Annotated in this window: 13 protein-coding genes; 3 read left to right on the forward strand and 10 right to left on the reverse strand. The window is 66.3% G+C overall.

The genetic code is table 11. The features are described 5' to 3' along the window. From ENJ37_00945 to ENJ37_00990, 10 genes are all read right to left on the reverse strand, one after another. The coding region (locus ENJ37_00945) for a hypothetical protein (GenBank protein HHL39050.1) at positions 1-216 on the reverse strand (216 nt) is incomplete at its 3' end. 296 nt (positions 217-512) lie between these two features. Then, a complete protein-coding gene (locus ENJ37_00950; GenBank protein HHL39051.1) occupies positions 513-2,132 on the reverse strand; it encodes a HAMP domain-containing protein in 1,620 nt (539 codons plus the stop codon). Further along, complete coding sequence (locus ENJ37_00955; protein ID HHL39052.1) at positions 2,081-2,506, reverse strand: hypothetical protein; 426 nt, start codon at positions 2,504-2,506, stop codon at positions 2,081-2,083. Before ENJ37_00955 ends, ENJ37_00950 begins: the two co-directional genes overlap by 52 nt. A 10-nt stretch (positions 2,507-2,516) precedes the next feature. Further along, positions 2,517-3,707 (reverse strand): hypothetical protein, encoded by a 1,191-nt coding sequence (locus ENJ37_00960; GenBank protein ID HHL39053.1) that lies wholly within the window; start codon positions 3,705-3,707, stop codon positions 2,517-2,519. Between the two features lie 10 nt (positions 3,708-3,717). Then, the gene (locus ENJ37_00965; protein HHL39054.1) at positions 3,718-5,049 is read right to left on the reverse strand and encodes a threonine-phosphate decarboxylase; all 1,332 of its coding nucleotides are present in this window, start codon (positions 5,047-5,049) and stop codon (positions 3,718-3,720) included. 106 nt (positions 5,050-5,155) lie between these two features. Then, the gene (locus ENJ37_00970) at positions 5,156-7,273 is read right to left on the reverse strand and encodes a CoA-binding protein (GenBank protein HHL39055.1); all 2,118 of its coding nucleotides are present in this window, start codon (positions 7,271-7,273) and stop codon (positions 5,156-5,158) included. Positions 7,274-7,277: 4 nt separating this feature from the next. Then, on the reverse strand, positions 7,278-7,487 hold the full coding sequence (locus tag ENJ37_00975; GenBank protein HHL39056.1) for a dodecin family protein: 210 nt from the start codon (positions 7,485-7,487) through the stop codon (positions 7,278-7,280). Between the two features lie 127 nt (positions 7,488-7,614). Next, complete coding sequence (locus ENJ37_00980) at positions 7,615-8,085, reverse strand: DUF4149 domain-containing protein (GenBank protein ID HHL39057.1); 471 nt, start codon at positions 8,083-8,085, stop codon at positions 7,615-7,617. A 153-nt stretch (positions 8,086-8,238) separates the two neighbouring features. Beyond that, complete coding sequence (gene cobD, locus ENJ37_00985; protein ID HHL39058.1) at positions 8,239-9,195, reverse strand: cobalamin biosynthesis protein CobD; 957 nt, start codon at positions 9,193-9,195, stop codon at positions 8,239-8,241. Between the two features lie 103 nt (positions 9,196-9,298). Beyond that, positions 9,299-10,894: a cobyric acid synthase gene (locus ENJ37_00990; GenBank protein HHL39059.1), complete on the reverse strand. Its 1,596-nt coding sequence runs from the start codon at positions 10,892-10,894 to the stop codon at positions 9,299-9,301. 159 nt (positions 10,895-11,053) lie between these two features. Between ENJ37_00990 and ENJ37_00995 the strand changes: the two genes are divergently transcribed. The 3 genes from ENJ37_00995 (at position 11,054) to ENJ37_01005 (ending at position 13,341) form a co-directional block, all read left to right on the forward strand. Further along, positions 11,054-11,605, forward strand: coding sequence for a hypothetical protein (locus tag ENJ37_00995; protein HHL39060.1), 552 nt, complete (start codon positions 11,054-11,056; stop codon positions 11,603-11,605). Positions 11,606-11,869: 264 nt separating this feature from the next. After that, positions 11,870-12,484 (forward strand): septum formation inhibitor Maf, encoded by a 615-nt coding sequence (locus tag ENJ37_01000; GenBank protein ID HHL39061.1) that lies wholly within the window; start codon positions 11,870-11,872, stop codon positions 12,482-12,484. After that, positions 12,481-13,341: a TIGR02757 family protein gene (locus ENJ37_01005; protein ID HHL39062.1), complete on the forward strand. Its 861-nt coding sequence runs from the start codon at positions 12,481-12,483 to the stop codon at positions 13,339-13,341. The genes ENJ37_01000 and ENJ37_01005 overlap by 4 nt, the downstream gene beginning before the upstream one ends. Positions 13,342-13,544: the final 203 nt, after the last annotated feature.

The following is a 13,544-nucleotide window of genomic DNA, read 5'->3' on the forward strand; positions in this document are numbered from 1 at the left end:
GCCGGCGAAATCGGCCACGTATATGTAGCCGTCGGGACCGACGGCCACGCCGGTGGGTTCGTTGAAGCTCGCCTCGCGGGCCGGACCGTCGCCGCCGCCGGCAAGGCCGCTCCCGGCCACGGTGGTGACGTAATAGGGCCCCGCGCCTCCGGCGGCAAGGGCCGAAGCGGCGGACACGAGGAGGAGTACAAGAAGAGACGATACCTTTTCAACCATGCCTAACTCTCCGGGTCGGCGGCCGGGAAACCGCGAGCAAGGAAACCCTGATTTACTGCACCGAGGGAACCTTCTTGCTGCCTCGGAAGGCCGTACCGGGGGTTCGGGCCGCGCCGGGCGAGATATTTTTTACGCCTTTGCGGGCCGAACCCCCGGTGCAGCCGACGATCCGAATAACATACGATGGGGCTGTAATCATGAGGGAACCCTGGAGTGAGCGCGGATGCTCCCTCAAGGAGTTTTCCGCCGCGGCATGGCGGGCTCACCCCAAGTATAACAGAAGAAGCCGGTACTTATCAAACGGGGGGTCGGTCCGGCGGTCTTCTACCGCTCCTGTCGTGAGAGACGGGGATGATGAAGGTGAACTCGCTGCCCCGGCCCTTGGCGCTCTCGGCCCATATCTTTCCGCCGTGGAACTCGACGAACCGCTTGGTCAGGGCGAGTCCGATGCCCATGCCGTCGTACATCTTCGAGTAGCGTTTTTCGCCGACCTCGAAGATGTCGAAGATGTGGCTCAGGGCCTCGGGCTCTATGCCGATGCCCGTGTCCTTTACGCTCACCCTCAGCAGTGGCGTGAGCCTCTTCTCGTCCATCGCCGTCGAGACCTCCACGCTCACGACACCGGAGCGGGGGGTGAACTTGACGGCGTTGGAGACGAGGCTTGCAAGCATCTGCCTGAACATGGCCCTGTCGGCCCAGATGGTCTTCACGTCCGGGGCGATAGCCTTGCGGATCGTCACTTCCTTCTCCGCCGCAGGGGCGGAGAACTCGGCCACCACCTCGTCGACGACCTCCCTTACGTCGATCTCGGCGACGGGGTGGGAGTCCACCTCCACCGTGGAGCGGGTGAACTCGAGGAGGTCGTTTATGAGGTTGAGCAGCTTGGAGGCGCTCTTTCGGATCTGCGCCAGGTGCTTTTTGTTCTTCTCCGAGAGGGTGTCGGCTATGTCCATCTCCAGGAGCTCGGAAAAGCCCATTATGTGGGTAAGCGGCGTCCTGAGCTCATGGCTTATGTTGGCGAGGAAGGCCTTCTTGGAGCGGCTCGCCTTGAGAAGCTCCTCGTTCATGGTGTCTATGAGGGTGACGAGGGAGACCATCCTCGCCTCGCGCTCCCTTATGGCCTCGGCCATGGCGTTGAGTCCCTCGGCCAGGTCCTGCAGCTCGTCACCCGTCTCCACCCTGACGGTCGTCGAGTAATCGCCCTTCGATATGCCCTCGGAGAACCTCGATAGCGTGCGCAGCGGCGCCGTTATCATCCGCCTCAGACTGAAGTAGAGGGCGGCTATGGAGAGCAGGCCGATGACGGGAAATACGAGGTAGAGGAAGAGCCGGACCCTCGACTCCAGCGCCGACGTATCGCTGCTCATCTCGATATACTCGTTCTCGGCGAGCATGTGGAAGACCTCGGCGTCGCTTATGACCTTGTCGGCGAACCTCGACGTCTCCTCCATGAGCCTTGCGGCGTCCCTGTCGCCCACGGGGTCGTCGATGTACATGAGATCGAGCGTCATGTCGCTGAGGCTGAGTATGCCCTGGCGCACCCTCGTGGCCGCCCTGTTCCACTCCACGTCGCCGCCGAAGCTGTCCAGCTCGGCGAGAAGGGCGGAGAGCTCGGTGACTATACGGTCGAACTCGTCCCTCTTCTCGATGGAGCCCGTTATGAGGTAGTCGCTGCTCGCCTGCCGCAGCCTGGAGAGCTGGAGCTGGAGGGCGCTGGTTATCTCCACCTTCTTCGACACGGCCCCCATCCTGTTGAAGGCCGTCAGCAGGCTCTGGATCATCATGTAGTTCCAGAAGAGGAAGAGCAGGGCCAGCAGCACTCCCACGACGAAGGAGCCGACTATCTTGGTGTTGATGCTTATCCTCACGGCTCCACCACCATGATACCGTCGACTCCTTCGACCTCGGAAGACCATGAGGAGGGGATGTAGGCCACCGCGCCCCTGTCGCGGCGGACGATATCGAGGATGTCGTCCACGGTGCCCACGGTCCTGGGCAATGACTTGCCCTGCTGGAAGACGAGCTTTATCCAGTGGAGCTTGTAGGCCTTCGCCTCCATGCCCACTATCTCGCGGAGGAAGGCGTCCTTGACGGCTCCCTCGGTGAGGTTTATGGGAGTAAGGCGCGTGCCGCCGGCAAAGAGCCGCTCGCCCAGGTATATCTCCCTGAGGGTCTCCCTGTCGAGATCGCCTATGGGATTCCGGGAATTGGCGATTACGATGTAATCGGCGCCGAAGGCGCAGGTCTCGAAGAGGAGGAGGAAGAGCGCTATGAAAAGGGATCTCCTCACGGCTCCCTCCTCAGAAATGGAAGGCCCACTGCGTCTCCACGACGTTGTAGGAGCGGTAGCCCGCCATCTCGTCGCGGCGGAACTGGAGCTTCAGGACCGCCCGCAGCGGGGAGAAGTCGTATTTGACGCCGGCGATGTACTGTGTTCTGCTCTTCCCGCCGGCAAGGCTCGAGAAGTAGGGATCGGAAGGGTCGGAGTCCAGGGTCTCGTACCTCCCATAGGGAGTGAAGGCGTTGAGCCTGTAGGCCGCCTGGAAGTAGTAGGCGTCGGCCCGGTGGTGGGCGTTGGAGATGATGAAGTACTCGGCGTGGAGCTCGAGACCATGCCGCAGGTAGTGCGTGAAGGCGTTGAGCACACGCACGTCCGCACACCTCCGCGTCAGCGTATCCAACGAGTACCTTGTGGCCGACACGCCGAGGGTCAGGCCGGCCACGGCGTCGGGCCTTATGCTGAGGCGGCCGGCCAGCTGCTTCGCGTCGTCGTTGTCGGCCGTGTTGTTCGGCGAGAGTTCGCCGGTGGCCGTGTTCAGCGCGGGGCCGTTGCCGACCTCGAACTCGTAGCGGATCCTGGAGTCCGCGGCCGAGACGGCGCCCGCCGCCTCGACTCCCACGATGTGTACGGGCATGACGCCGTTGTCGTGTTCGAACTGCAGGAAGAAGGGCCTCTCCACCGTGACGAAGAGATATCGCGAGTGGTGGTACTCCTTGTTCCAGTACCCCAGCGCCGTGTGGAAGCGCCCCGCCCTCAGCGCAAGGCGGTCGTCGAAGGTGTAGCCCACCCACAGGCGCTCGAGCTCCACCCCGGCGTAGTCGTTGTCTATCTCTATCTCCATCTCGAAGAGGAAGTTGAGCCTGCCGCCGTAACTGGCCGTCGAGTAGAGGGCGAGGTCGCCGACGGTGAAACCGTGGTTGGCGTTCTCCCTGCCGGCCGTCGAGTAGATGACGTCGCCGAAGGCACCGAGGTTGTAGCCGAACTTCGGCCTGATCTCCTCCATGTCTTTTCTCGCCATGGTCTCGGCCCTGTACCTGCCGATCATCTCGTCGAGTTTCTTCTCCACGGCGTCGAGGCGGCGGTCCACCTCGTCCCCCTCCGCCGAGACCCCGAGCGGGAAGAGGAGGACGAGGAAAAAGAAGGCGCCTGCCGCGAGCGCGGAAACCTGCAGGCCGAAGGGCGCGCCCCCTGACTCGGCGGTTACAGACATAAACACTCCCTCAGGGCGACCGTTGCCCGGATGCGGCGGCAGCGGCCAGCCCTCGTGCAAGCATGTCGTTTTCGGCCGGGAGCCTTACCGCCACCCTCAGGAAGCGGTCGTCGAGGCCCCGGAACCCCCTCATGTCCCTTACCAGCATCATGCGCTCGAAGAGCAGCTTCCTTACGTGCCGGCCCGTAATCCCCGGCGGGCGCAGCTTGAGGAGGAAGTAGTTGGCCGCCGATGGGAAGACCTCGCAGACCCCGGTGGCCTCGATGCGGCGTCTCATGCGCGGGGCCTCGTCGCGCAGCCAGCGACGGATGCGCCCGGCATGGGCCGCGTCGTCGATGGCGGCCACGGCGGCGGCAGCGGCGGCCACGTTCACCGACCACGGCGGCGCAAGGCGCTCGAAGCGCTCTATCACGGCGCGGCAGGCCACGACGGCCCCCACCCTCAGGCCGGCGAGGGCGAAAAACTTGGTCATCGAGCGCAGCACCACGAGGTTTTCCATGCCCACGGCGTCGCCTTTGACCGACAGCGACTCGTCGAAGTCGGCGAAGGCCTCGTCGACGACGAGCACGGCTCCCCGCCGCAGGCAGCGCCGCGCCGTCTCGACGACGAACTCCCTCTCCATGGCCGCGCCCGTGGGGTTTGCCGGATTGGCGAGCCAGACGAGGTCGTAGCCTCCGCCGTCGACGGCCGCGAAGAGCTCGTCGCCGTCGGGGAGAAAGCGGTCCTCCTCCCTTGCCGCAAGCCCCTCGACCCTGCAGCCGTACGCCTCGAGGGCCGCCCTGTACTCGCTGAAGCAGGGGTCCACCACGAGGGCCGAGGCCGGCGCGAATACGGCGGGGACGAGGTATATGAACTCGGTCGAGCCGTTTCCGGGCAGCACCTCGCCTTCTTCGACGCCGTAGAGGCGGGCCAGGGCCCCCCTGAGCTCCCTCATGGACCTGTCGGGGTAGGCCCCCGCAAGACGCAGGGCCCGCCGGGCGGCCTCGAGCGCGGCATCGCCGGGACCGAAGGGGGTGATGCTGGCGCTGAAGTCGGTTATCTCCCCCGGCCCGACCCCCAGGGCCCGGGCGGCTCCCCAGATGTCGCCGCCGTGTTCCTCGCTCATCGGACTGAGTGCCCGTCCTTTCTCGACCGCGGTGAAAGGGTCACCGCCGCATCTTCCGCGGCTGCGCGGCGAAAAGACCTCTTGTCTCTGTGGTGAAGTATCGATGAAGTCGACGGCTGTCCGGCGCAAGCAGGTAAGGACGGGTAACGGACCCGTCCGGGACGGCCGCGGAAACGAAACCGCTCCCGTGACCGGAAAGACGATAGACGGTCGTGCGCAGCGGGTCCGCAAGGGCATCCAGGAGCGCGGCGACCCATTCCGTCACCGCCGCCCGTCGAAGAGACCGGCAAGCCGTACAAACATAACAAGTCGAACTGCGGCAGTCAAGCCCATTTTCGGGCGCTCAGGTGAGCACGACCCTTGCATCGACGGCGAGAACGCCCCTTTCGTAGGCGATGAGGGGGTTTATCTCCATCTCTCTTAGGCCCCCGAGCTGCGAGATCAGGCGGGAGACGGCGGCGACCGATGCGGCCAGGGCATGGAGGTCGCGCGGCGGCAGGCCGCGATAGCCGGCAAGCAGGGCGTAACCCCTGAGCTCGGCCACCATGGCAAGTGCCTCGTCCTCATCGACGGGAGCGAGCCTGAACGTCACGTCCTTGAAGAGCTCCACGGCCACGCCTCCCGTGCCGACCATGACGGCCGGACCGAACTGCCCGTCCACAAAGGCCCCGACGATGAGCTCCACGCCGCCCGATGGGGCCGTCTCTTCCACGAGCAGCCCCTCGATGCGGGCCCCGGGCGCCGTCCCGGCAAGGCGCGAGGCGATCTCGGCCCAGGCCCTCTCAAGCCCCTCGGGACCGTCTATCCCCAGGCGCAAGGCCCCGACGTCGCTCTTGTGGACTATATCGGTCGAGACGGCCTTGAGCACAAGGGGAGGCGTGAGGGCGCGGGCCGCTTCGGCGAGGACGCCGGCGTCCTCCACGACCACCGAGCGGGGCACGGCTATGTCCAGGGCCCCCACGATCTCCTTGGCCTCGGGCTCTGTAAGGACCCGGCGCCCGACGGCGCGGGCGGCCCCGACGATCCGGCGGGCGTGAGAGACGGCGCGTTCGGGAAGGGCCGCGGCGGCTTTCGCAGACGACGCGGCCGCGGCCCCCGCAGAGGGCACCCCGCAGAGCACGGCCGCGGCCCTGGCGGCGGCCTCGGGCGTGGGGAAGACCGGTATGCCCCGGCTCTCGAAGCGCCTGTTCATGCGTCTCGTGTACTCCCCGCCCGGCGAGCACACGAGTACGGGCTTTCCGGAGCGGCCGGCCGCCTCCGCCACCAGGTCGGCCAGCCCGGCCCCGAGCCGGGGAGGCCCCCAGAGAGCGGCAACGACGGCCACGTCGTAGAAGTCGCCGTCGAGCACGGCCTCTACGGCGTCGGCGAACCAGCGGTCGGTCACGCTGCCCGTGAGGTCCATGGGGTTGGAGACGGCGAAGTAGGAAGGAAAGCGCTCCTCGAGCCGCCTCTTCACCTCGCCTGGCAGCTCGGCCACGTCGAGCCCGAGGGCGCTGAGCGCGTCGGCCGTGTTGACGCCCATGCCGCCGCCGTCGGTTATGACGGCGCAGCGCCTGCCCCGGGCGGGAGAGAAGAAACTAAGGGCCTTGCAGCCGTCCATGAGCTCCTCGAAGCCGCCGAGCTCGATGACGCCCGCCTCCCTGAAGGCGGCCCTGTACAGCTCGTAGCGGCCGGCCACGGCCCCTGTGTGCGAGAGGGCCGCCTTCACTCCGGCCCCCTCCCTGCCGACCTTGACGGCCATGACCGGCTTGCGGGCGGCGCACCGGGCGGCGGCCTCGACAAAACGCCTCCCGTCGTCAACGCCCTCGATGTAGAGGGCGACGACCGAGGTGGCCTCGTCGTCTGCGAGGAAGTCGAGACAGTCGGCCTCGCCCACGTCGCTCTTGTTGCCGTAGCTTACGACCCTGGCCACTCCCAGCCCCTCGTAGGCCAGGAGGTCCATGGCCGTGACGGCGAAGGAGCCGCTCTGGGAGAGGATGGAGAGCGGGCCGCGCCCCGGACGGGCGGACCGCTCCCGGGGGATGAAGAAGGTGTCTACACCCGAGAGGGTGTCGTAGATGCCCAGGCAGTTGGGACCGACGAGCCTGACGCCGTCGCGCCGGGCGATCTCCACGAGACGCGCCTCGAGCTCCCTGCCCTCGCGGCCCGCCTCGCCGAAGCCTCCGCTTACGACCACGGCGGCGCGCACGCAGCCGCGGGCCTCGTCCAGGGCCCGGACGGCCGCCGCCGCCGGGACGGCGAGCACCGCAAGGTCCACGCTCACGCCTATGGCCGCGAGCGAGGGATAACACCTCCTGCCGGCAACACTCTCGTGGGCGGGGTTCACGGCATAGAGCTCTCCGCCGAAGCCCCCCATGTTGGCCATGACGACCTGCGAGAGCTTTCCCGCCCTGTCGGTGGCCCCCACAACGGCGACGGAGCGCGGAGCGAAGATGGGAAGAAGCGACTCACGCCCATCCATATCTCTAACGTCCGTCGAGCCAGAAGAGGGCCTTGGGCACGGCCTGGAGCCGCGCTACCCCGCCGTATCCTGTCTCTGGGCGCCGGCCCGCGACCTCGAAGCGCGAAAGCCCGCGCAGCGCCTTCGACGCCCTCCCGGCGGCGTCGCCCGCGGCGGCGTCGCAGCTCTCCGGCGACAGGCCCAGGAGCTCGACCTCCTTGCAAGTCCTTGCCATGGCACCACCTCCCTTGCCGGTCCCCCTCGGTCGGGGGAGACTCCCCCCCTTGCCGCGCCGGGCGGGGTTTTACGCCCTTGCCGGCCCGATCTCCCCGGCTCCGTCCCCCGAGAGGCGGCCGGAGCGCTCAGAACCCGATGTTAACCGCCGTGAGCAGCACGAGGACGAAGCCTGCGGCGAGGATCGAGAGGTTGAGGGTCGAGCTCCGGGCATGGACCTCCCTGAAGCGTTCGCGCAGCGCCTGCCGCGCCTGCTCGTCCCGCTCGGCCCGCACCTGGGCCTTTATGGCCCTCGCCTCCTCGCCCACCACAAGGCCGGTGTAGAATACGGCCCCAGTCATCGCGCAGATTACGAGCATCCTCAGAAGGGGAAAGACACCTTCCGAGACGGCGACGGCGATGATGGAGACGAGGGCGAGGCTGCCGCAGACGTAGCCTATGAGCCAGTACTTGGGGAATATGTCGCCCACCACGTCTCCCGCCGTCTCGCGCGGCAGGACCTTGAAGATGCTGGGAGCCGCCACGAAGCTGAAGAAGGCCATGGAGCCCACCCAGACGACGATGGAAGAGAGGTGAATGAATTTCATGAAGGTCAACATCTTGCTTGAAATCCTCCCGAAGCCGGCCGGGCCGCAGGCGGCCCGGCCGGGAATGAAGAAGGTGCGGCGGATGAACCGGGGATCGGGAACTCTTCGCCGCGGCCCTTGCGGCCCTCGGCTCGCGACGACCCCTTTCGAGTCTTCGGCGCCCCGCTAAAAGAGGATACTGCGCACTATGAGCGAAGCCAGCGCCATGACCAGCGCCGTGACGTACATGATCTTGACGCTCGAGGCGACGGCCTCGTCGTCGACGGCCCTTGCGCCGTCGCCGATAAAGGGCTTCTCCACGGTTTCGCCCCCATAGGAGGAAGGTCCCCCCAGCCGCACGCCGAGCGCCCCGGCTACCGCCGCCTGGGGATAGCCGGCGTTCGGACTCGGCGAGTCGAGGGCGTCGCGCCGCACCGTCTCGGCCGCCTTCCGCCAGTCGCCTCCGAGCACGAGCGAGGAGAAGACCATGAGCCATGCCGTTATGCGGGCGGGTATGAAGTTGGCCCAGTCGTCGAGTATGGCGGCGGCGCGGCCGAAGTTGACGTACCTGGCGTTCCTGTAGCCCACCATGGAGTCGAGGGTGCTCACGGCCTTGTATACGAGGGCGAGCACCGGACCGCCCAGGGCGAGGTAGAAGAGCGGGGCCACGACACCGTCGGACGTGTTCTCCGAGACCGTCTCCACGACGGCCTTCCTGATCTCCTCGGCCGAGAGCCCTTCGGTGTCGCGGCCCACGATCCCGGCGAGACGAAGCCTCGCCTCCTCTATACCCTCCTTTTCGAGGGCGTCGATCACGGCCGTGGCCTCCTCGTCGAGCGACCTGATGGAGATGGCGGACCAGCCCATGTATACGGCGACGAGGAAGTAGGCGAAGGGATGGACGCGCCAGGCGATATAGAGGGCCAGCGCCGAGACGACGAAGACGACGCCGACCGTGGCTATGACGAGGAACTGACCCGCCTTGCGCTCGGCCACGGGGTCCATGTGGGGCTTCAGCAACTGCTCTTCGAGAAAGGTGACGAGCCCGCCCATGCAGCGCACGGGATGGGGAAGCTTCCTCGGGTCTCCCACGGCGAGGTCAAGGAGTATGGCGGAGACGAATATGACCGGAAAGTAACTCATCGTACCTCCATAAGCATAAGTGGCGACGGGCTCCGGCGCTGCCGGCCGCCTCGTCGGTTTTCTCGGGGCCGGACTGATATTTTATGCACAGCCGCACGATCTTTCAAGTATTTCCGTAACCGCCACGGCCGGCGCGGGAATGGCCGGGCGGCCTCGACGGGGCGGAATCTGCGGCGAGACCCATTATCTCCAGTATCTTATCGACATCGATGGCCGACTCGACGAGACGGGAGAGCCGCTCCACGGCGGCGGCGCGCTCCCTGCCCCACCGCCCGCCGGAGCGTAGCGGCGCAAGCCCCTTTCTCCTTCTGAGCTCGTTTACGAGGGCCCGCCTGAAGCCGTCGCCGTCGAAGAGACCGTGTATGTAGGTGCCCCACACCGAGCCGTCGCCGGAGACAAAGCCCTCTTCCCTGCCGCCGACCACGGCGAAGGGCCTGCATCCCATAACCGTCGTCTCGCCCATGTGTATCTCGTAGCCTGCGACCTCGTAGCGGCCGGCGCCGGGCCACACCCCACTCATATCGACCTCGCCGCTGGCATGGACGGTCTTCTTGACCTCGAGCATGCGCGTGCGGCCCTCCACGAGGCCGAGCCCCTCGCAGCGGCCGCCCGACTCCACGCCCGAGGGGTCCTCGACCGAGCGCCCCAGCATCTGCAGGCCGCCGCAGACGCCGGCCACCATGCCCCCCCGTCTTGCGTGCTCCCTTATCGCCCCGCAGAGTCCGCGGCCTCGGAGCCAGACGAGGTCCTCTATCGTGTTCTTGCTGCCCGGCAGCACGACGAGATCGGCCCCGGCGAGCGCGGCGGCGTCGTCCACGTAGCGAAGCTCCACGTCGTCTTCCACCGTGAAGGGGTCGAAGTCCGTGAAGTTCGATATGCGCGGAAGCCTCACCACGGCCACGACCACGGTTCCCCCGGCGGCCCCGGCCGTAGCGCCGCGCCCCTGCGCAAAAGGCCCCTCCACGGCCACGCCGTCCTCGTCGGGCAGTCCCCTGCGGTCGAACCAGGGCACCACGCCGAGAACGGGCACGCCCGTCCTCTCCTCGACAAACCCTACGGCGCCCTCGAGAAGCGATGCGTCGCCCCTGAACTTGTTTATCACAAGGCCCTTCACGCGCCGGCGCTCGGCGGGCTCCAGCAGCTCAAGCGTCCCCACAAAGGCGGCGAAGACCCCGCCCCTGTCGATGTCTCCCACCAGCACCACGGGGCTGTCGGCCATGGCGGCCATGCCCATATTGGCTATGTCGCCGTCGCGCAGGTTTATCTCCGCCGGACTGCCGGCGCCCTCGATGACGACCGCGTCGTAACGGCCGGCGAGCCTTTCGTAGCTTTCCAGGACGTAACGGGCCGCCTCGCGCCTGAAGCCCTGGTAGTCGCGGGCGCTCATGACCGAGTGGACCCTGCCGTGTATTATCACCTGCGAGCGCGACTCGCCCGAGGGCTTGAGGAGCACGGGGTTCATGTCCACGGTGGGGGCTATGCCCGCGGCCTCGGCCTGAAAGGCCTGGGCCCGCCCTATCTCCCCGCCGTCGGCCGTGACGAAGGAGTTGAGCGCCATATTCTGCGCCTTGAAGGGCGCAACGCTCAGGCCCCGCTCCCTCAGTATCCTGCACAGCGCCGCCGTGAGCAGGCTCTTTCCCACATGGGAGGCCGTACCCTGCACCATGAGCGGCCGCGCCCGTCTCTTTGCTTTACTCATTGAAATATGTTAAACTTGAGGGACGTTCGAAACCATCCCGGTTACAGTTGTTCAAGTTTTTGGCGGATACGGTCGATAAGAAAGTACAGGGCGGTACCGGCCTGTGAGTTCCTCGGGCCGGACCCTCTGTCACCGGACAGCGAGACCGGGTGAACGGAAATGATGAAGGCAACCGGAAAGATAACACTCATGGCGCTCGTAGCCGTGGCCCTGTCGGCCGCCGCGGCCCGGCCGGCCGACATAAAGGAGCTCAGGGCGCGGGTGGTGGAAGTGGCCTCGAAGATAGAGGAGGCGACGTCGCGGCGGATCAACATCGTCGTCATGCCCGAGTTCAAGGCCGACGCCTGCGTCTTCCCCGACGGCACCGTAGTCATAACGTCGGGCCTCATCGAGGCCGCCGACAGCGACGACGAACTCGCCTTCGTCATCGGTCACGAGCTGGCCCACGTCATCGGCCGGGACTTCGGCCAGGCCGCCCTCCCCGCCATAATAAGGCCCGACAAACTCACCAGAAAGCTCGCCCGCGAGATAGCGGCCGACATGGGCGGCATGTACGTGGCCGAGAAGGCCGGTTACAACCCCTACGCGGCCATAAGGATACTCACCCGCATCGCTCCTGACTTCGATACCTTCTTCGAGCACAGGATCGACGTCATGACGCTCTACATAAAGCACGTCGCTTCCCCGGCGGCGCCCCTGCCCGAACCTTAGGGGTCCTCGCGGCGCTCCCCACCTCCCCCCGCCCGCCGGCCGGGAGAAGATAGATTACACCAACGAGGCCGCAGGGGGCAAGATTTTTACGCACCCCCTCCGAAGCCCCATTAATTACCCTGGGGGAAACTTTCTGTAGAAAGTTTCCCCCAGACCCCCTCCAAAGACTTTCAATGCGAGTTGATTTCCTATCGCCCCATCGCCCTCCATGAAAAGGGATTTGTTCTTTGTGGGGAGCTGCGCCGTATGTTACCATATCCGGTCATGGAGAAGAGTATCGTGCTCGCCTCGGCTTCGCCGAGGCGAAGGGAGCTGGTGAAGGGTCTCGGTCTCGACTTCACCGTCGAGGCGCCCGATGTGGACGAACGGCCCCTTGCCGGAGAGGAGCCCGAGGCCCACGCCCTGCGCCTTGCCTCGCTGAAGGCGCGGACCGTGGCGGGGCGGCTCCGTGAGAGAGGCGTCGGCGAGGCCCTCGTCGTCGCCGCCGACACCGTCGTGGCCATCGACGGCCGCATCCTCGGGAAACCGGCGGACGGTAGCGATGCGGCGGCCATGCTCAGGAGACTCTCGGGCCGCACGCACCGCGTGGTGACGGCCCTGTGCGTGACGGACGCCCTCTCCGGGCGGAGCATACGGAGGGCCGTGACGAGCCGCGTGACCATGAGGCCCCTAAGCGAGGCCGTGATAGAGGAGTACCTGGCGAGCGGCGAATCGATGGACAAGGCCGGGGCATACGCCGTACAGGGCCTCGGCGCAAGGCTCGTCGAGCGGGTCGAGGGCTCGTACACCAACGTCGTGGGCCTGCCGGTAGACGAGCTCATCGAGACGCTTGCGTCGCTGGGCCTCTCCGTCTCCCCGCCGCGGCGGAGGCGCCGATGAACGCGGAGAAGCTCAGAGCGCGGCTCGACCCCCTGTACCGAAGCTTCGACCTCTCGCGCATCTCGCCGGACCCGCTCGAGTTCGTCCACATCTTCGACGACCCCGGCGACAGGGAGGTGGCGGGCCTCATAGCCTCGTCGCTCGCCTACGGGAGGGTCGAGGGCATAAAGCGCAGCATAAGGCGCGTGCTCGACGCCGTTGAATGGAGGCCCTGGGCCGCCGCCGTCAGCTTCGACGCCAGACGCGACGCACAGCGCTTCGAAGGCTTCAGGCACCGTTTCAACGACGGCACCGACATAGCCTGCCTCTTCCGCTACGCCAGGCTCATGATCGAGCGATCTGGCTCCATCGGCGGCTTCTTCCTCGAGGGCTACGACCCCTCGGCGCCCAACATAAAGGACGCGCTCGCCTCGTTCTCGCGGCGAGTCCTCGCCCTGGACAGGGACGGTCTCTACGGCGACGGCGAGCTCCCGCCGCGGGCAACGGTGCGCTTCTTCTTCCCCTCGCCCCTCGACTCAAGCCCCTGCAAGCGCCTCAACCTCTATCTTCGCTGGATGGTCCGCCGGGGCGACTCAATCGACGCCGGCCTCTGGCGCGATGTCTCGCCTTCCAAGCTCGTAGTCCCCCTCGACACCCACATGGCCCGCATCTGCCGCAACATAGGGCTCACCTCCCGCAAAAGCCGCGACTGGCGAATGGCCGAGGAGATAACCGACTCGCTCAGGGCGCTCGACCCCGAGGACCCGGTCAAGTACGACTTCTCGATCTGCCGTCTCGGCATCCTCGACCGTTGCCCCACCCGGCGAAGCCCGGACAAGTGCGAACGCTGCCCCATAAAAGACCTCTGCGTCCTCTGACCGGCCGCAGGCAGGGGTGCCTCCTTTACTTAAGGAAACTCTGATTAATTACCCTGAGGGAACCTTTTTGTAAAAAGGTTCCCTCAGACTCCCTCCAAAAACTTTTAACGCGAGTTGGTTTCCCCCTGTTTTGCCAGGCAAAACAGGGGGAAACCAACTCGTATTGAAAGTCTTTGAAGGGGGTCTGGGGGAAACTTTCTACA

This window comes from Deltaproteobacteria bacterium (assembly GCA_011375175.1).
In the GTDB taxonomy this organism is placed as follows: domain Bacteria; phylum Desulfobacterota; class GWC2-55-46; order GWC2-55-46; family DRME01; genus DRME01.